Genomic DNA, 18,348 nt, shown 5'->3' on the forward strand with positions numbered 1-18,348 from the left:
CCTGCTGGGGCCGGGTCTGGCCTAGGCTGCTCCGGGTGAGTGCCGCCGCGTCGCGAACGATTGCCTTGCCGCACTGCCGGGTGAGCTACGCCGAGTACGGTGCGGGAGCTGGAATACCGGTCCTGTACTGCCACGGCGTACCCGGAACACATTTGGAGGGTGAGGCTTTCGACGCGGCCGGGATAGCGGCGGGAATTCGCGTCATCGCGGTCGACCGGCCCGGAATGGCGGAATCGTCGCTGCCCGCGGGGGATCGGGTGGCGGACTGGGTCGGCACGGTGGCCGCGCTGGCGGATCGGCTGGGGCTGGGGCGATTCGGGGTCGTCGGGGTGAGCGGCGGCGGGCCGTTCGCGCTGGCCGTCGCGGCCGGGCTGCCCGGCCGGGTGACGGGCGTGGCGCTCGTTTCCGCGCCCGCGCCGTTCGGTGAACAGGCCGAAGCCGCGGACCTCGATCCGGTGGCGCGCCGGCGTCGGCGCGGGCTGAATGTCCTGCGGCGGGCCCCCTTTCTGGTGCATCCGATGGCGATGGAGATGTCGCTGGTGATCCGTCGGCGGAAGGGGGTCGCGGGATTGGTCGCGCAGATGTCGGACGTGGATCGCGAGCGGGTCGAGGGCGATCCCGAACTGGCCGGCAAGCTGGAGGCCAATCTGCGGCGCAGTTTCGAGCAGGGCAGCCGAGGCTTCGCGACCGACATTCGCCTGGTCTTCATCCGTGAATGGGGATTCCGGCTGTCCGACGTGACCGTGCCGGTGCAGGTGTGGCACGGCGAGGCCGACGGTAATGTCCCCGCCGACGATGCCCGGCGGCTCACCGCGGCGCTGCCGGACGCGCGGCTGCACCTCGTGCCCGGCGCGGGCCACCTGCTGTTCGTCGACCGCCCGGCCGACATCCTCGCCTCCCTCGAAATCGGCAGGGCGCCGTGACCCGGCGGTCGTCGGGCACCGGTGCAATCGAGATGTGTTGGCGCCCTATCCCAGTGCGTGAGCGGTGGTGTAACCGAGCAGCGCCGCGCCGAGCCCCGCAATGACGCTCACGGCGACATTGAGCGTGGCGTACAGATACGAGCGCTGCTCGGCGAGACGAATGGTCTCGTAGCCGAACGTGCTGTACGTGGTCAGTGCGCCACAGAATCCGGTGCCGACGAGCGCGTAGGTGGGCGACGACACCGCGGCGCCGGTGAGCGAGCCCAGGATCAGGCAGCCAGTGAGATTGACCGTCAGTGTGCCCCAGGGGAAGACGCTGTCGTGGCGGGTCTGGATGGCGCGGTCGGCGAGATACCGTGCCGGGGCGCCGACCATCGCGCCGAGAATGACGAGCAGCGCGGTCATGCGGTGGCCTCCCGGCGTCGGGCGATCGGGTGGGTGCAGGCCGCGCGGGTGAGGCGGACCGCGGCCAGGGTCGCCAGCAGCGCGCACACCAGGGTGGCGGCCATGTAGGTGAATGCCGTTGCGACCGTGCCCGGTTGCAGCAGTCCGCGGGTCTCGTTGGCGTAGGTCGAGAAGGTGGTGAATCCGCCGAGGATGCCGACGCCGAGGAACGGGCGCACCAGCGGGTGTGGGGTGACGGTCTCGGTGACGATCACCATCAGCACGCCGATGAGGAAGCAGCCGGCCACATTGGTGAGGAAGGTGGCCCACGGGAATCCGGCGACCGGGGTGGGCCACTCCACCGCGAGCCCGTATCGGGCCAGCGCGCCGAGCGCCCCGCCGATCGAGATCACGGCCAGGATCGCGCCGTGCGATCGCGACAGTTCCTGTTGTTGCCCGGGTTGGTGCAGATCGACATCGGGGTCGATCGGCTCGAAGGTCTCGACTTCGAAGGTCTCGATATTGTCGGTCGAATCCAGCTCACTGCTCACACACGTCTCCTACTCCAGCGCACCCCGAGGGTGTCATGGTGGGGTAGGGACTGTTGGCGGTCGGTGGCCGCGGTTGTTCCGTGAGTCCGGAGCGGCGAGCCCCACCGCCGCATCACCGGACAGGATAGCGAGCCTGCTCCGGACTCCGCTGACGATGTGGGTGAGATCACGATCGCCGCGGGAGAATGGCCCAGCTGCGGGCGGTGAAATCGACGACTCGGAGCGCCGGGGTTCGCACGCGCCACCACCTCACCGAATCCGAGCGCGCCAACCTGCGCATGGCCCGCTCCCGGGTCGCGGTCCACACCGCCTCGCTGGGCGGTCACCCCTACCGCGCGTAGGGCCTCGCGGCCGCGGGCGACGTCCGCGGCCACGGCGGGACGGAGTCTTCACAGCGGTTTCTCAGCGGCCGGTCGGCACAGTGTCGGCGTGACAAACCATGTGACACTTCCCGATTCGGCCCGGGCCGGGCTGCCCGTCAAGGTTCCGCAGATCACCGCGCTGTTCTGGGTGATCAAGGTGCTCTCCACCGGAATGGGAGAAACCTTCTCCGACTTCCTCGTCAAGCATCTGCCGCCGCTGCTGGCGGTCGGTGGTGCGCTGGTGCTCTTCACCGTGAGCCTGACCGCCCAGATCCGCGCACCCCGCTATCGCGTCTGGACCTATTGGACCGCCGTGGTCATGGTGGCCATCTTCGGCACCATGGTCGCCGACATCGTGGATTTCGTGGTCGGAATTCCACTGGGCGTATCGACCGTGCTGTTCCTGGCCCTGCTCGCTGGCGTGCTGCTGCTCTGGTACCGCGTCGAGGGCACCCTGGACGTGCACAGTATCGATACCCGCCGGCGCGAAGGCTTCTACTGGACCACGGTCGTGGTGACCTTCGCGCTCGGCACCGTCGCCGGCGACTTCACCGCCGCGGCACTGCATTTGGGCTACCTGGTGTCGTCGGTGCTGTTCGCCGTCGCGATCGCGGTGCCGGCGGTGGCCTGGCGCTGGGGCGGGATCGATCCGGTGCTCGCCTTCTGGGCCGCCTACGTGGTCACCCGTCCGCTGGGGGCCTCGGTGACCGACTGGCTCGCCTCCGACCGCAGCGACGGTCTGAACCTGGGCACCGGCTGGGTCACCCTCGCCGCGGCCGTCCCCATGCTCGTGCTCATCGCGGTGCTCGCGCGCCATCCGGACCGGGTGCGGCCGGCCGGCGCGCACCCGTGACGTCGGGAAGGGCTGCAGCGCTGAGGGTTCGGGAAACCTGCCACGGTGTCGAATCGACGCGCGGCAGGTTTCGGGGCTGTTCGCCGATTCTTCAGGGCTGTTCGCCGATATTGCCGATGACCTGGTTGAGGTGGGCGCGGCCGTCCTCGAGCCGGTAGGTGACGCCCGCGATGGCACAGCGGCCGGCGTCGACCGCATGCGAGATGATCTGCGAGCGCTCCATCAGCACGCGGCTGGTCTCGGCCACGTGCCGGGCCTCGAGCTCGTCGACGGTGCTCAGGCCCTCACGGCGGCCGAGCAGGATCGACGGGGTGATGCGTTCGACGAGGCTGCGGATGAACCCGCCCGGGACCGCCCCGCCGTCGAGCGCGTCGAGGGTGGCCTTGACGGCACCGCAGCTGTCGTGGCCGAGCACCACGATCAGCGGGACATTGAGCACCTGCACGCCGTACTCGATGGAACCCAGCACCGAGCTGTCGATGACGTGCCCGGCCGTGCGGACCACGAACATGTCGCCGAGGCCCTGGTCGAAGATGATCTCGGCGGCAACCCGGGAATCGCCGCAGCCGAACAGAATGGCGGTGGGGTGCTGGCCGCCGACCAGTTCGGCGCGGTGACCGGCGCCCTGGCTGGGATGGACCTGGGTGCCCCGCATGAAACGCTCGTTGCCTTCGCGAAGAGATTTCCAGGCGCCGATCGGATTGGAGTGAGGCATATGTCCGATTCTGCACAGTGGTGATCGAGCGCGCCTACCCACCCCGTCCGTTCGTGTTCCGGACGCTCGGTCCGATGACGCGCGGATTTCGACGGGTGCGCGACCATCATTGCGTCTATTGGTTTGCGCAACAAAGGGATTCGTGACGCATCGAGACCGGTGTGTCGCCTGGCGTGGCGCGGTGAAGGTTTACCCACCTCCGCGATATCCATTACAATCTCTTTGGTTTCAGTCCCGTTCGGCCCGGCCGGACGCGGTGGAGTTGTTCGACGTTTTCGGCGCGCGGGATTGGAGACTGTGATGACGGTGTCGGCCGTGACCGATTCACCCCTCGACCATGGCGCGATTCGCGTGCGGATCGATGCCGCCCTGCACGAATTCCTCGACCGGAAGGCCGAATCGGCGGCGGCCTGCCGGCTGCCCGCGGACGTGGTCGGGGCGGTCCGCTCCTTCCTGTTCGCCCGCGGGAACCGGATCCGGTCCCTGTTCTGTGTCCTCGGCTGGTACGCGGGCGGCGGGATCGACCTGCCGGACGCGGTGGTGCGGACCGCGGCCGCGGTCGAACTCCTGCACACCGCCACGCTGATCCACGACGACCTCCTCGATGATCGCGACACCCGCGACGGGCGGCCCACCGTGCATCGCATCGCCGCCGACCGCAGCCGGCGGGTCCGGGACGGGCACGCGGCCGAGCGGTTCGGTGCGCGCAGTGCCATCGTCCTCGGCGACTGCGGCCTGGGCTGGGCCCAGGAGCTGCTGCACGGCGCCGGACTCTCCCCGGCGCAGAGCGCGGCGGCCGCGGCGGTGCTCGACACCCTGCGCACCGAGGTGAACTACGGCCGCTACCTGGAACTGGTCACCAGCGGCCGCCCGACCTCCGATCTGGATCAGGCGCTGGAGATCCTGCGCTATCGCACCGTGGCGTGCATGGTGGAGCGGCGCTGCACGTCGGCGCGGCGCTGGCCGACGCGGATGCGGACGTGATGGGGGCGCTGACCGCCTACGCCTGCCCGCTGGGGGAGGCCGCGCGGCTGCAGGACGAACTGCGCAACGTCTTCCACGATGTCGAACCGGTCGGTCACGCCGGCCTGCGGGATCTGCGCGAGGGCAGGCACACCGTCCTGCTCGCCCTGGCCCTGCGGCATGCCACCCCCGAGCGCCGCGACCACCTGATCGGGCTCGTGGGCAATTGCGCGCCTGGACGAGTCCGGCGCCGCGCTCTGCCGCGACATCCTCTCCGTCACGGCACGTTTCGAAGTGGAGCGGATGATCCGGCAGCGCCGGATCCTGATCGGGACCGCACTCGACGACACCCGGATCCCCGAATACGCGGTGGCGGGGCTGCGCACCGCCGCCGATATGATCATCGGCTGAGGCGCGGACGGCGGCCGCCTCGCAGCACGCGCCGCGCGCGAGTTCGCCGTTCTGGCTCGTTGCCGTCGCGGAGACCGGTTCCTCTGTTACCGTGGCGAGGCCGGTCCCGGGATCGGCTGGAGCACAAGAGAATTGACTGGTTATGACGCATGGCGGCATTGCCGACGGGGCACACGCCGTGGGTGGGGAATCACGCGTGCCGCTCTACTCACCCGAGTTCGCGGCGGATCCGCACCGTATCTATCGTGAGCTGCGGGCGCGGTTCGGAACGCTGGCGCCGGTGGAGCTGGCGCCGGGAGTGCCGGCCACGCTGGTGATCGGGTACCGGACCGCACTGCGAATCCTCAATGACCCGGAGCATTTTCCCGCCGATCCGCGCGTGTGGCAGCGCACCGCGCCGCCGGACAGCCCGGTCATGCCGATGCTCGAATGGCGGCCCAATGCGTTGCGCAGCAGCGGATCCGATCACCGGCGGTACCGGACGGCCAATGTGGCCGCACTCGACGCGGTGGATCCGCACGCCCTGCACGCCACCGTGGAACGGGTCGCGGTACCGCTGATCAACGCGTTCTGCGCGGACGGGAGCGCGGATCTGGTGTCGCAGTACGCGTTTCCGCTCGCGTTCCACGTGATCAACGCGCTGCTGGGCTGCCCGCCGGCCATCGGGCAGCGCATCGCGGCCGGTCAGGCGGCGATCTGGGAGGGCGTCGACGCCGAGGCCGGAAACCAGATGATCACCTCGGCCGTGCTGGAGCTGGTCGTGCTCAAACGTGCCCAGCCCGGCGACGATGTAGTGTCGCGGCTGATCGCGCACCCGGCGGAGCTCACCGACGAGGAGATGATCCACCAGATCGCCACCCTCTACGGCGCGGGCATCGAACCCGAGCAGAACCTGATCGTCAACACCCTGCGGCTCATGCTCACCGACACCCGGTTCGCGGGAAGCCTGCTGGGCGGCAGCATGTCCACCCGCGGCGCTCTCGACGAGGTGCTGTTCACCGACCCGCCCGGCGCCAACTACTGCGTCAGCTATCCGCGACATCCGATTCTCGTCGACGGCGTGTGGCTGCCCGCGCATCAGCCGGTGGTGGTGAGCATGGCGGCCTGCAACAACGATCCCGCGGTCGGCGCGCGCGAATTCACCGACAACCGCGCGCATCTCGCGTGGAGCGTCGGACCGCACGCCTGCCCGGCCCGGTCACCGGCCTACCTCATCGCCCAGGACGCCATCGACCAGTTGCTCGACGCACTCCCGGAACTGCGGCTCGCCGTGCCCGATGCCGAATTGATCTGGCGGCCGGGGCCTTTCCATCGCGCGCTGAGCCAGCTCCCCGTCGTTTTCCCGCCGGCCCTGCCCATGCACGTGAACTGAGGAGAACACCATGACCGCCGAACCCATCACCCTCGACCCCACCGGCGTCGACACCCAGGGCGAGATCGAGCGGCTCCGCGAGCGCGGGCCCGCCACTCTGGTGGAGCTGCCCGGCGGGGTGCGCGCATGGTCGGTCACCGATACCCGCCTGCTCGAACGGCTGCTCACCGATGCCCGCGTCTCCAAGGACCCGCGTCAGCACTGGCCCGCGTTCATCAACGGTGAGGTGCAGTCCGACTGGCCGCTGTTCGCGTGGGTGGCGGTGAACAATATGTTCACCGCCTATGGCGCCGACCACCGGCGACTGCGCAAGCTCGTCGCGCCCGCCTTCACCGCGCGCCGCAGCGCCGCCCTGCAGCCGCGGATCGAGGCCATCACCGCGGAACTGCTCGACGCGCTGGCCGCTCTGCCCGCCGGTGAGGTGATCGACCTGCGCGAGGTGTTCTGCTACCGGCTGCCCATCCGCGTCATCTCCGAATTGATGGGCGTCCCGGATGAAATGCTGCCCGACCTGCGAGTCTGCGCGGACGGGCTGTTCGACACCACCCTCGGCGCGGAGGAAGCGGCGGCCCACTACTTCGAGCTCTACCGCCTGCTCGGCGAACTCGTCGCCCGCAAGCGCGCCGAGCCCGGCGACGACCTGACCAGCGCGCTCATCGCCGCCCGCGACGACGAGGACGGCTCGCGGCTGGCCGAGCAGGAACTGGTCGACACCCTGCTGCTGGTCATCAGCGCCGGCCACGAGACCACCATCAACCTGCTCGACCAGGCCATCACCGCCGCCCTCGGCCACCCCGATCAGCTGAAGGCGCTGCGCGCCGGGGAGGTCGCCTGGCCCGAACTGGTCGAGGAGTCATTGCGTTTCGAGACCGCGGTCGTGCACGCCCCGCTGCGGTTCGCCGTCGAGGACATCGACTACGAGGACGTCCACATCGCCAAGGGTGACCCCATCATCGTCTGCTACGCCGCCCCCGGCCGTGACGCGAAGGTGCACGGCGACACCGCCACCGAATTCGACCTCACTCGGGAGAACAAGAGCCACATGGCTTTCGGTCACGGCGTCCATCACTGCCTCGGCGCGCCCCTGGCCCGCCTGGAGGCGAATATCGCGCTCCCGCAGCTCTTCCACCGCTTCCCGGATCTGCGCCTGGCCGTCCCGGTGGACGAACTCCCCGCTCTGCCCAGCTTCATCTCCAACGGGCACGCCTCGCTGCCGGTCCGTCTCACGGCCGACCGGTAGTCGGCGCAGGCGGCGGTGTCAGGGCACGATGACGGCGCGGCCGCGCAGCGTGCCCGCCGCCAGCCGCCGATAGGCTTCCGGGCCTTCGTCGAGACCGAAGCGCTCGGTCGCGATCTCGAGGACACCCTCGTGTGCGAGATCGATCAGCTCGATCAGCTCACTGCGTGAGCCCCAGTACGGGGCGGTGACCGCCGCCTCGTACGGGCTGATGCCGAATCCGACTCGCGCCGCCGACTTTCCGTCGCCGAGGCCGATGAGGGCCACATCGGAATCCACCCCCGCCACCGCCATCGCGATGTCGACGGTCGGTTGATAGCCGACGAAATCCAGCACCAGGCTCGCCCCGGCGCTGCCGGTGATCTTGCGGACGTTCTCGGCCGCCCGGTCGTTCGACAGCACCGCCTCGTGTGCCCCAACGGATTTCGCGAACTCGAGCTTGTCGTCGGAGACGTCGAGGGCGATGACGCGCGCCGGGGTCAGGTGCCGCAGCAACTGGATCGCGACGTGCCCGAGGCCGCCGCTGCCGATCACCACGGCCCACGAACCGGCGCGCACCTTGCCCAGCGACCGCTTGATCGCGTGGTACGGGGTGAGCCCGGCATCGGTGAGCGGCACCGTCGCCACCGGATCGAGGTCCCCGATCGGCACCAGATGCCGCGGCGAATCGACGATCATGTACTCGGCGATCGCACCCGGCGCGCCCAGGCCGGGCGGGAAGATCCCCAATTCGGCGGCGCGCGAACAATAGTTCTCCAGACCCTGCGCGCAGAACCAGCAGGCGCCGCACCCCCACGGGCCGTACACCACGACATTGGCGCCCAGTTCCAGCCCACGCACCCCGGCCCCGACCGCGGCCACCGTGCCCGCCCCCTCGTGCCCGAGGGTCAGTGGCAGCTCGAACCCGAATGCCTCTGCGGGCCGGGACATCACGAAATCATCGGAGTGGCACACGCCCGCCGCGGTCACCTGCAACAGCACCTGTCCGGGGCCGGGTTCGGGCGTGGGTATCTCCCGGACCTCCGGTTCCTTGCCCACGGTGACGTACTGCAAAGCCTTCATGGCGACTTCCTTCCGGTCGAGCGGCTCGGTCGTGCACGGTCGGGCGGGGCGGCAAGAACTCGGGCTGGTCCGGTCGATCTCGCGGAGGGACGCGCGGCCTCAGGGGAAGAAGCGGGCGATGGCCGGTCGGAGGCGGGCGGATTCGAAATCGTCGGTGGGCATGGCGAGTTGCTCGAGGACCAGGCCGTTGACGAGCGTGAGGAGGTCGGCGGCGGCGGCCTCGGGGTCGGTGGCGCCGGCGCCGCGGAGTTCTGCGGCGAAGGCGGTGCGCTGGGTGGCTCCCCATTCGTCGAGGCTGGCCCGGAGGTTGGGGCGGCGGGCGACTTCCAGGAAGAACTCGTAGCGGGCGATCGCGGCGTCGCGGTCCCCGGCCAGGGTTCCGGTCACGTAGTCGACGAGGCGTGAAATCCGTTGGGGGACATCCACATCGGGCAGGCCGTCGAACAGGGCGCGGACCTCGTCGATCTGCCGGGCGGCCAGTTGGCGCAGGGCTTCGTCGAGCAGTTGGTCGAGTGTGCCGAAGTAGTAGCGGGCGTTGCCGTGGGTGGTTCCCGCCTCCGCGGCGACGGCGCGGTGGGTCACGGCGCGGGCGCCTTCGCGGGCCAGTAGTCGGATCGCGGCCTCCAGCAGGGCCTCGCGGCGGGCGGCCCCCCGGGCCATCCGCGGCTCGCGCACGGACGTCGTCATGGGGGCCATCGTACCGTCGACCTCGATTCACAAAACTTCTCCAAATGGAGAAAACTTGAGGTACGGTGTGCGCGGTAGACACAACCGGTTGGCAGCGGAGGACAGCTATGACCAACACGATCATCACCGGGCGGGTACGCACGCTCGATCCGAACACCCCGGAAGCCGAGGCACTCGTGCTGTCCGGCGGACGCGTTCTGGCAGTGGGGGATCGCGACACCATGCGGGCGGCCGCGGGACCGGACGCCCGGCACGTCGAGGCCGGCGACGGCGTGGTGCTGCCCGGCCTCATCGACACCCACCCGCACGTCATGCACTTCGGGATGCTGGCGGGCGGGCTGGTGGATCTGACCGACGCGGTCGATCACGCGGACATCGTGGCGCGGATCCGGGCCAAGGCCGCGCACACGCCGCCGGGGCAGTGGATCATGTGCACGCCCGTGGGCGAGCCGCACTACTTCATCCGCCGTTCCGAGCGGGATCTGCTCGAGCGCCGCCTGCCCGATCGGTGGACCCTCGACACCGCGACCGACGCGCATCCGGTCCTCATTCAGGCCTGGGCGCCCCGCATGCCGAATGTGGTGGCGTTCAACACCGCCGGGCTGCGGGCCGTCGGGCTCACCGCGTTCATCCCGGACCGGGTCTGCGATGTCGAGATCGACAAGAACGACTCCGGCGACCTGACCGGGATCCTGCGCGGGCCGGTGACGAACTACTACACCTACGACCCCTTCTGGGGTCAGATCCTCACCAAACTGCCACCCCCGGACATGGCGAACGCCGTCGCCGGGACGACGGCGGAAATGGCCCGTTACTCGGCGCAAGGTGTGACCAGCGTGTACGAGGGTCACGCCCTGGAACCGGAACACCTTGCGCTGTACCGGCATCTGCGCGCCACCGATGCGCTGACCCTGCGTGTCCAGGCGACACTGGATGCCGAGTCGGTCATCTTCTATCCGTTCGATCCGCTGACCGGCGCCGAGTTCGACGACCGGCTGCACCACCTGGCCGAGCTGGCCTCGGATCTCGACGACGATCTGCTGCGCGTCGACGGTCTCACCCTGAGTCCCGGCGGCCCCTGCTTCTCGGGCTACTTCGCCACCTACGAGAAGTACTCCGATCCGTTCGGCCGACCCACGCGCGGTGTGCGTTTCGTGTCGCTGGAGAAGGAGGAGGCGTTCGTCAGGTTCTGCGCCGCCAACGACATTCGCGCGAACCTGTGCCTGGGCGCCTACCGTGAGCACGACGACTTCCTCGACATCGCCGAACGCGTTGTGCGCGAACACGACTTCCGCGACCGGCGCTGGATTCTGCAGCACGCCATGACGATCACGCGGCGGCAGGCCCGCCGCTACGCCGACCTCGGCTTCCAGGTCACCACCAGTGCGGGCTTCGCGTGGGGGAAGGGCGCGATGTACGGCGAGCGGATGGGCGAGCACGTCTGGCGCGACCTGGAACCGCTGCACCGGTTGACCGAATGCGGCCTGGATCTGGCGGGCGGATCGGATTGGGGACCGAAGAACCCGTGGGAGCAGATCGAACTCGCGCACACCCATCGGTTCGCCGGCAGCGACCACCGCAATGACGGACCCGACCAGAAGGTGTCCCGCGCCGACGCGCTGCGCATGTGGACCACGGGCGCGGCGAAGGTGCTCGGCTGGCCCGGAATCGGCTCTCTCGCACCGGGAAACCACGCCGATGTGGTGATCGTGGATCGCGATCCGGTGACGTGCCCGATCGACGACCTGCGGGACACCCGGGTGCTGCGGACCTATCTGGGCGGCACGGTCGTCCACGACAGCGGCGATCTCGCCGCGCCGGCGGCCGCCGAGACGCAGGGGGTGCACGCGTGAACGCCCAGGCGACGGATCGTGTGCTCGCTCGGATCGACGGTCTGCGTGACGAATTGGTGGCCGCGCTCGCCGAGGCCATCGCCATCCGCAGCGTGAACCCCACCTACCCGGACCAGGACTACGAGGACCTGGCCGGCGGCGAATCGGCGGTCTCCGGGCTGCTGGCCGGGCTGTACCGGCAGGCCGGGGCGGAGACCGAACTGTTCGGCAAGGCCCCGGGCCGCGACAATGTCGTCGGGGTGGTGCCCGGGCGCGGCGGCGGGCGGTCACTGATCTTCAACGGTCATGTCGATGTCGTTCCGGCCGACGACACCGCGCAGTGGACGCACGACCCGTTCACCGCCTTCGTCGACGACACCCACGTGTGGGGCCGAGGCTCGGTGGACATGAAGGGCGGCCTGATCGCGCAGGCGTTCGCCGCCATGGCATTACGGCAGGCCGGGGTGCGGTTGCGCGGCGACCTGATCCTGCAGGGCGTGGCGGGCGAGGAGAATCTCGAACACCACATGGGGACCTCCGCGGTCCTCGAGCGGGGCTTCACCGCCGACGCGGCGATCATCGCCGAACCGACCGGCGCCCGCGTTCCGCTGACCGTCATGCCCGCCACGCCCGGCGTGCTGGTCATGCGCATCTTGGTGACCGGGCGTTCGGCGCACGCGTCGATGCGGTCCCACCTGCGGGCCGGGCATCCCGGCGAACCGGTCGCCGCGAGCGCCATCGACGCGGCCCTGCGCATCCACGACGGGTTGCGCCGACTGGAGGACGAGTGGGTGGCGAGCCGGGTCGATCCGCTGTTCGACAAGGGCCAGTTCACCATCGGTCTCGATGTGATCGACGGCGGTGCGCGCGGCAGCCGCAATGTCGCGTTCATTCCCGACGAGACCACTCTCGACTACGCGATCTTCTATCCGCCGGCGGTGCCGGTGGCGGAGATCCAGTCGGAGATCGTGCAGACGGTCACCGGCATCGCGCAACAGGACCCGTGGCTGCGCGCCAACCCGCCGCGCATCGACTGGCCCATGCACTATCCGGGCGGGCGCACCAACGAGGATCATCCGTTCACCCGGACGGTCTGCGCGGCTCGTGAACGGGCCACGCTCGACACCGCCTTCGCGGGTGTACCCGACGTGCGGCCGTTCCCGTCGGCCACCGATCTCACCTGGTTCACCGCCGCCGGCATCCCCGCCGTCGGACTGGGGCCGGGTCGACTGGTCATGGCGCACGCGGTGGACGAGCGGTGCGCGATCGATGAACTCGTCTGTGCGGCAAAGACATACGCGGTCGCCGCGATCGACTGGTGCGGGACGGATTGAACGCCCCCAAGCCCCGCCTCGTCGTCGGCATCTCGGGGTCGAGCGCGCCGCAGCTGGGCATCACCCTGCTGCGCGCGCTGGCCGAATCCCGGGCGGTGGAAACGCATCTGGTCATCTCGCACGGGGCGCGGCGCTGCATCCGGCTCGAAACCGGTTCGAGCGTCGAGGAGGTGGCAGCGCTGGCCGATGTGGTCCACCACCCCGCCGACCTGGCCGCCGCCATCGCCTCGGGGTCGTTCCGGACCCTGGGCATGGCCGTGGTGCCGTGTTCGGCGCGCACGCTCGCGGCCGTGGCCACCGGACATGGCGACAACCTGCTGGCCCGGGCGGCGGATGTCACCCTCAAGGAACGCCGCCCCCTGGTGCTGGCGGTGCGCGAGACACCGCTCAACCTGATCCACATCCGGAACATGGAAACCGTCACCCTCGCCGGAGCGACGGTGCTGCCACCGGTGCCGGCCTTCTATCACCGGCCCCGGACCATCGACGACCTGCTCCGGCAGACCGCCGGCAAGATCCTCGACCAATTCGGCATCGACCACCACCTTTTCGCCCGCTGGCACACTCCCGAAGGGGACCGATGAACCACGCCCGCACCGATTTCCGAGCATTTCTGGACACCCTCACTGCCGCTGGGCTGATGCATGGCATCGACGAGCCCGTCGACTGGTACCTCGAGGCCGGCGCGATCAACCGCCACCTCCTCGAATCCGGGCTGCCCGGACCGATCTACAGTCGCGTGAAGGATTCGATTCCAGGAATGCGCTTGGCGGCCAACATGTTCGCGACCTTCCCTGGGGTCGCGATCGCGCTCGGCCTGCCCGCCGACACCGATGTGCACGACATCATCGACTGCTATCGCGAACGATTCGGCCGCACCACCGAACCCGTCGTCGTCGCCGAGGGGGCGTGCCAGCAGAATGTCCTGCTCGGTGACGACGCGGACCTCACCGGACTGCCCGCCATCCACGGCCACCCCGGTGACGGCGGCCGGTATCTGGGTACCTTCGGCGTCAGCGTCACCAAGGACCCCGACAGCGACTGGACCAACTGGGGCATCTACCGCGGCATGATCCACGGGCCCCGAGCGCTCGGCATCACGCTGCATCCGCAGATCAACCACGGCGGCCGGATCATGGCCGCCTATCACCGCGAAGACCGGCCCATGCCGTACGCCATGTTCTTCGGCGGTGACCCGATCTACACGATCCTGGGCGGTCCGGGCGCGCCGCCCGGAGTCTCGGAGGTCGACATCGCGGGCGGAATGCGCGGCCGCCCAGTCGAACTCGTGCGGTGCAAAACCGTCGATCTCACTGTCCCCGCCGATGCCGAGATCGTGGTCGAGGGCACGGTGTCCCCGGGCGACGTCCTGCCCGAGGGGCCGTTCGCCGAATACCCGGGCTACCTGGTCTCCGATCCGGCGCCGGCCCCGGTCGTGCGCGTCACCGCCGTCACCTACCGGCACCGGGCGATCCTGCCGACGTGCAGCATGGGCATCCCGATGGACATGGTGTTCCCGCAGATCCAGATGGCGGCGAACTTCAAACGCGCCCTGCTGCAGGCCAGACTGCCCATCGACAAGGTCGGTGTGCCCCGCGCCGGCAATGGGATGGCCGTCGTCGTCTCGACCGACACCCCGATCGCGGGACTCCCGCAGCGCATCGCCGCCACCATCTGGTCCGACGCCGCCGGCAGCAAACTCACGCCCTACGTCATCGTGGTGAACACCGACGTCGACCCCATGGACACCGACGCCGTCCTGCACGCGGTCGTGGCCAAATGCCATCCGGCACGGGACATTCACGTCTACCCCGGCTTCTACAACGCCCCCTTGCAGCCCTACCTGCCGCCCGGCCCGCACCGCGCCCTCGGGTCCGGCGGTGCGAACGTCCTGCTCGACTGCACCTGGCCGATCGACCTTGCACCACAGGACATTCCACAACGAAGCGACTTCGCGACCAGCTATCCGGAAGACCTGAAACGGCGGATCGAACACCGCGTCGCCGCATGGAACCTCACCCCGATCGACCTGCGCGGAAAGAACTGAGGGGGTCGGTATGAGCACATTCGTGCTGATTCACGGTGGGAGCCATGGCGCGTGGTGCTGGTACAAGATCGTGCCGCTGCTCGAATCCCGCGGGCACACGGTCGTGACACCCGACCTGCCGGGCCACGGCAGGGACCGCACGCCCGCCCGGGGCCTGACCGGTGCCGCGTATCTCGACCGCGTGCGATCGGTCCTGAATCCGCTCGCGGACAAGGCGATTCTGGTCGGCCACTCGATGGGCGGTGTCACGGTGAAGGCGGCCGCGGAACACTGCGCGGACCGGATCGCGGGGGTCGCCTACGTCGCCGCCGACGTGGTCGCGGGCGGACAGTCCCTTGCCACCGATCCGGCCCTGGCGGACATCCTGGTGACGCTGGGTCCCCACATCTCGGCCGACTCCGACGCCGAGACCTTCGAGATCGAGCCCGAGGCGGCCACGCGATTCTTCTACAACGACTGCGACGCGATCGATATCGCCCTCGCGCTCCGGCTGCTCACCCCCGAGCCGACCGCGACCATCACCAGTCGCATCGACCACACCACCAGCCGATACCTGGCCCTCCCACGATTGGGAGTGATCACCTCGGAGGACGCGCTCCTTCCCGCCGATGTCCAGCAGACCCTCTACCGGCGTGACGGCATCACCGACACCGTCTCGCTGCCCACCGGGCACTCCCCATTCCTGTCCGCGCCCGCCGAGCTGACCGCACACCTGTTGAATTTCGCGGATCGGGTGGGATAGCTCGCCGATATCTTGATTCGCCGGATTCGGGGGCGCAACGCACAGCGCCGATCACCGCACCTGGAATGCTGGTCATGACAAGTTCCCCTGTCGAGCTCGGCTCCCGGTGTCTGCCGATGCGCATGGGACAGCAGCGTGGGCCGATGAGTTTCGGCGAGTGGCGCGGTCGGTAGAGGGGAATGACGAACCGCCGCCATGCTGGTGAGATGTGACGGGTCGATGGCCGGACCATCACCGCGCTTTCATCGGCAGGCGGCGCCGAGCTGGGAGGTTTCCTCGAGTGTCGAATGCTATGTCTCGTGACGAGTTGTGGGCCATGGCTCATGCCGAACGTGCGGCGCTGGCCGATGATCTCGCTGATCTGAACGATCGGCAGTGGGAAGCGCGGTCGCTGTGCGGACAGTGGACGGTGGAGGAGGTCGTCGCGCACCTCACGGCGGCGGCGAGTACCGGCCGAATCCGGTGGCTGGTCAGCGTTTTCGGGGCTCGCTTCGACTTCGAGGAACACAATGCCCGGCGGCTGGCCGAGCATCGGGGCGCGACTCCCGCGGAGACGTTGGACCGGTTCCGGGCGATCATCACCAGCACCACCGCGCCGTTCGGGCACCCGGCTGCCTGGCTCGGTGAGGTGGTCGTCCACGGCCAGGACATCCGCCGTCCGCTGGGACTGCCGCGCGAGCCCTCGATCGAGGCCGTCACCGAGGTCGCCCGGTTCTTCGCCAGCCGGGACTTCACCGTCCGCAGCCGCAGCGTGATCGAAGATCTGCGGCTGGAAGCGACCGACGGACCCTTTGCCACCGGAACCGGCCCCCTGGTCAGCGGAACAACCATCGCCTTGACCATGGCGATGGCGGGGAGAGCCGCCTATTGCGACGACCTCACCGGGCCCGGCTTGCCCACGCTGCGCAGCCGTCTCTGAATCGGTCCCGGACCGGCCACGCTGTCACGCTCAGGGCCTGAGGACGATCTTGCCGTGGGTGTGGCGGCGTTCGAGTTCGGTATAGGCCTCGCGGACCTGTGCCAGCGGGTAGACGTTCGCGATCGGGACCTCGAGGCGTCCGTCGGCGATCAGGCCGGCGAGCTCGGCGAGCACCGTGCCGCCGGGCCCGGCCTCCGCCCCGCCGTCGGTCTTCACCCCGTACTGCGCGGCTGCGGCGTAATCGGCGATGGTGTCGATCCGCTCGGTCGTGACGCCGAGGGCGAGGGCCAGCTCGACGTACCCGTTGCCGAAGGTGTCGATGAAGGCGTCGACACCTTCGGGGGCGGCGGCCTTGATCCGGTCCGCGACGTCGTCGCCGTACGCGATCGGGATCACGCCGTGGCGCTGCAGCCACGCGTGGTTGCTCTCGCTCGCCAGGCCGATGACCGTGGCCCCGGCACGTCGCGCGAGCTGGACGGCGAGCGAGCCCACGCCCCCTGCGGCCCCGGAGACGACGACGGTCTCGCCCTGTTCGAGCTGAACGGAACGCACTGCGCCCCAGGCGGTTACGCCCGCGACGTACAGGCCGCCGGCCACCTCCCATGGGACGCTCTCCGGCTTGCGGGTGAGGTTGGTGGCCTCGACGAGGACCAGCTCGGCCTGGGCGGCCCGGTTCTCCGAGAATCCGATCACCTCGTCGCCGGGTGAGTATCCGCCGACACCGGCGCCGACCTCCTCGATGACCCCGGCGAGATCGCTGCCCTGCCCGGACGGGAAGGTCGAGGGGAACATGTCGGCCAGCGCTCCCGTGCGGATGACCGCCTCGCTGGGGTTGATGCCGGCCGCCCTGACCCGGACGAGGACCTGCCCGTCACCGGGCATCGGGCGTTCGATTTCGTCGACCCGCAGCACGTCGATTCCGCCGAACTCGTTGTACCTGACTGCCTTTGCCATGATCTTCGATTCTCCTTCGGGTGGACTCGCCTGACAGCACCCCGGGCGGGCTTGCCTCGTCAGCGCCCGGATACGGAGTCAGCTTTCATTTCGCAAGTAGTTGTGCGGCAAGGCGTTCGGTGGCGTCCTCGGCGGTCGGTGGCCGCCCGAAGACTTCGGTTTGCCGCGTCGTGTCGGCGACGTACTGGCCGGTGTCGAACCAGCGAAGCATTGCGGCCATGTCTTTCAACGACGGCACGAACGGTCCCACGAGCGCACCGGCGGCACGGGTGACCAGCGGCGGGACCGCCCTGACCTTGATCGTCCGATCAGCGGCGCGACCCAGCAGCTCGGCCACTTCGGTGATGCTGGTGGGACGATCCCAGCCCAGGTCGATGCGTTCGCCGGGATGCAGGTCCGCGTCGACGGCGGCGGCGAGCTGGCCGGCGAGATCGGCGGTCAGCACGAAGGTCAGCGGTGTGCGGGCCTTGCCCATCCACAGAATGCGGCCGCTGGTGAGGGGGTTGCCGCCGATGGTGGCGATCTGATCGAGGAAGGCTCCGGGGCGCAGCGCGACGAACGGAACACCGAGGCGTTCGAGTGCGTCCTCGGCAAGTTTCTTGTGCCAGAAGTGCGGAACATCGGGAGTGCGGTCGCTGGTCAGGATGCTGGTGAGCACGAACCGGCGCACCCCGGCCTGCGCAGCGGCAGCGGCCAGGTTGGCATTGCCGACCGTGTCGATCTCGGTGGCGTTCTTGTTCGAGCCGGTGTATCCGGCGGCGGTGGTGATCACCGCATCCGCACCTTCCATGGCGGCGAGAAGGGAGTCCGGGTCGAGCATGTCACCGCGGGCGATCTGTACGCCCCGAGCTTCCAATCCGGTGGCATCGCTGGCGGGGCGGACCAGCGCGCGCACATTCTTGCCGCGGGCCGAGAGCTCGCCGACGACCTGGGATCCGAGATGACCGGTGGCGCCGACCACGAGGACGGGGCCGGCCGCATTCGATGACGCGGACATGGC

The 18,348-nt window shown here is 69.4% G+C and carries 19 protein-coding genes and 1 pseudogene; 13 read left to right on the plus strand and 7 right to left on the minus strand.

What is annotated here, in order from left to right:
* Positions 1 to 35 precede the first annotated feature (35 nt).
* A complete protein-coding gene (locus ABZ909_RS06660) occupies positions 36 to 923 on the plus strand; it encodes an alpha/beta hydrolase (RefSeq protein ID WP_356996665.1) in 888 nt (295 codons plus the stop codon).
* A 45-nt stretch (positions 924 to 968) separates the two neighbouring features.
* Here the strand turns inward: ABZ909_RS06660 and crcB are convergent, their stop codons facing one another.
* Together crcB and ABZ909_RS06670 are read right to left on the minus strand one after the other, a co-directional pair.
* Entirely contained in the window at positions 969 to 1,328 is a 360-nt protein-coding gene (crcB, locus tag ABZ909_RS06665; RefSeq protein ID WP_356996667.1) for a fluoride efflux transporter CrcB, read from the minus strand.
* Positions 1,325 to 1,858 carry a CrcB family protein gene (locus tag ABZ909_RS06670; protein ID WP_356996669.1) on the minus strand — a complete coding sequence of 178 codons (534 nt, stop codon included), beginning with the start codon at positions 1,856 to 1,858 and terminating at the stop codon, positions 1,325 to 1,327. The genes crcB and ABZ909_RS06670 overlap by 4 nt, the downstream gene beginning before the upstream one ends.
* A 203-nt stretch (positions 1,859 to 2,061) precedes the next feature.
* Here ABZ909_RS06670 and ABZ909_RS06675 point away from each other — a divergent pair, with 203 nt between their 5' ends.
* Both ABZ909_RS06675 and ABZ909_RS06680 read left to right on the plus strand, forming a co-directional pair.
* Complete coding sequence (locus tag ABZ909_RS06675; RefSeq protein ID WP_356996670.1) at positions 2,062 to 2,199, plus strand: hypothetical protein; 138 nt, start codon at positions 2,062 to 2,064, stop codon at positions 2,197 to 2,199.
* An 88-nt stretch (positions 2,200 to 2,287) separates the two neighbouring features.
* Complete coding sequence (locus ABZ909_RS06680) at positions 2,288 to 3,073, plus strand: hypothetical protein (RefSeq protein WP_356996672.1); 786 nt, start codon at positions 2,288 to 2,290, stop codon at positions 3,071 to 3,073.
* 91 nt (positions 3,074 to 3,164) lie between these two features.
* On the opposite strand, the gene ABZ909_RS06685 is transcribed toward ABZ909_RS06680, so the two are convergent.
* Entirely contained in the window at positions 3,165 to 3,788 is a 624-nt protein-coding gene (locus tag ABZ909_RS06685; protein ID WP_356996673.1) for a carbonic anhydrase, read from the minus strand.
* Positions 3,789 to 4,103: 315 nt separating this feature from the next.
* Here ABZ909_RS06685 and ABZ909_RS06690 point away from each other — a divergent pair, with 315 nt between their 5' ends.
* From ABZ909_RS06690 to ABZ909_RS06705, 4 genes and pseudogenes are all read left to right on the plus strand, one after another.
* Positions 4,104 to 4,772, plus strand: a complete 669-nt coding sequence (locus tag ABZ909_RS06690) for a polyprenyl synthetase family protein (protein WP_356996674.1) — start codon at positions 4,104 to 4,106, stop codon at positions 4,770 to 4,772.
* Positions 4,772 to 4,915 (plus strand): annotated as a pseudogene (locus tag ABZ909_RS06695) (polyprenyl synthetase family protein); the annotation flags it as partial. The gene ABZ909_RS06690 and the pseudogene ABZ909_RS06695, both read left to right, overlap by 1 nt.
* A 389-nt stretch (positions 4,916 to 5,304) precedes the next feature.
* Positions 5,305 to 6,534: a cytochrome P450 gene (locus tag ABZ909_RS06700; RefSeq protein ID WP_356996675.1), complete on the plus strand. Its 1,230-nt coding sequence runs from the start codon at positions 5,305 to 5,307 to the stop codon at positions 6,532 to 6,534.
* A gap of 10 nt (positions 6,535 to 6,544) precedes the next feature.
* On the plus strand, positions 6,545 to 7,774 hold the full coding sequence (locus tag ABZ909_RS06705; RefSeq protein ID WP_356996677.1) for a cytochrome P450: 1,230 nt from the start codon (positions 6,545 to 6,547) through the stop codon (positions 7,772 to 7,774).
* A gap of 18 nt (positions 7,775 to 7,792) precedes the next feature.
* Here the strand turns inward: ABZ909_RS06705 and ABZ909_RS06710 are convergent, their stop codons facing one another.
* Positions 7,793 to 8,833: an NAD(P)-dependent alcohol dehydrogenase gene (locus ABZ909_RS06710; protein WP_356996679.1), complete on the minus strand. Its 1,041-nt coding sequence runs from the start codon at positions 8,831 to 8,833 to the stop codon at positions 7,793 to 7,795.
* Between the two features lie 99 nt (positions 8,834 to 8,932).
* The gene (locus ABZ909_RS06715; protein WP_356996681.1) at positions 8,933 to 9,520 is read right to left on the minus strand and encodes a TetR family transcriptional regulator; all 588 of its coding nucleotides are present in this window, start codon (positions 9,518 to 9,520) and stop codon (positions 8,933 to 8,935) included.
* A 107-nt stretch (positions 9,521 to 9,627) separates the two neighbouring features.
* On the opposite strand from ABZ909_RS06715, the gene ABZ909_RS06720 reads away from it, so the two are divergent.
* The 6 genes from ABZ909_RS06720 (at position 9,628) to ABZ909_RS06745 (ending at position 16,394) form a co-directional block, all read left to right on the plus strand.
* Positions 9,628 to 11,373: an amidohydrolase family protein gene (locus ABZ909_RS06720; RefSeq protein WP_356996682.1), complete on the plus strand. Its 1,746-nt coding sequence runs from the start codon at positions 9,628 to 9,630 to the stop codon at positions 11,371 to 11,373.
* On the plus strand, positions 11,370 to 12,686 hold the full coding sequence (locus tag ABZ909_RS06725) for an ArgE/DapE family deacylase (protein WP_356996683.1): 1,317 nt from the start codon (positions 11,370 to 11,372) through the stop codon (positions 12,684 to 12,686). Before ABZ909_RS06720 ends, ABZ909_RS06725 begins: the two co-directional genes overlap by 4 nt.
* The gene (locus tag ABZ909_RS06730; protein WP_356996685.1) at positions 12,671 to 13,270 is read left to right on the plus strand and encodes a UbiX family flavin prenyltransferase; all 600 of its coding nucleotides are present in this window, start codon (positions 12,671 to 12,673) and stop codon (positions 13,268 to 13,270) included. Before ABZ909_RS06725 ends, ABZ909_RS06730 begins: the two co-directional genes overlap by 16 nt.
* Positions 13,267 to 14,733, plus strand: a complete 1,467-nt coding sequence (locus ABZ909_RS06735) for a UbiD family decarboxylase (RefSeq protein ID WP_356996687.1) — start codon at positions 13,267 to 13,269, stop codon at positions 14,731 to 14,733. The genes ABZ909_RS06730 and ABZ909_RS06735 overlap by 4 nt, the downstream gene beginning before the upstream one ends.
* A gap of 10 nt (positions 14,734 to 14,743) precedes the next feature.
* Positions 14,744 to 15,475: an alpha/beta fold hydrolase gene (locus tag ABZ909_RS06740; RefSeq protein WP_356996689.1), complete on the plus strand. Its 732-nt coding sequence runs from the start codon at positions 14,744 to 14,746 to the stop codon at positions 15,473 to 15,475.
* A gap of 292 nt (positions 15,476 to 15,767) precedes the next feature.
* A complete protein-coding gene (locus ABZ909_RS06745; RefSeq protein ID WP_356996690.1) occupies positions 15,768 to 16,394 on the plus strand; it encodes a maleylpyruvate isomerase family mycothiol-dependent enzyme in 627 nt (208 codons plus the stop codon).
* 30 nt (positions 16,395 to 16,424) lie between these two features.
* Here the strand turns inward: ABZ909_RS06745 and ABZ909_RS06750 are convergent, their stop codons facing one another.
* Both ABZ909_RS06750 and ABZ909_RS06755 read right to left on the minus strand, forming a co-directional pair.
* Entirely contained in the window at positions 16,425 to 17,348 is a 924-nt protein-coding gene (locus tag ABZ909_RS06750) for an NADP-dependent oxidoreductase (RefSeq protein ID WP_356996692.1), read from the minus strand.
* Positions 17,349 to 17,433: 85 nt separating this feature from the next.
* A complete protein-coding gene (locus ABZ909_RS06755) occupies positions 17,434 to 18,345 on the minus strand; it encodes an SDR family oxidoreductase (protein WP_356996694.1) in 912 nt (303 codons plus the stop codon).
* Positions 18,346 to 18,348: the final 3 nt, after the last annotated feature.

This window comes from Nocardia sp. NPDC046763 (assembly GCF_040645495.1).
Lineage (GTDB): Bacteria > Actinomycetota > Actinomycetes > Mycobacteriales > Mycobacteriaceae > Nocardia.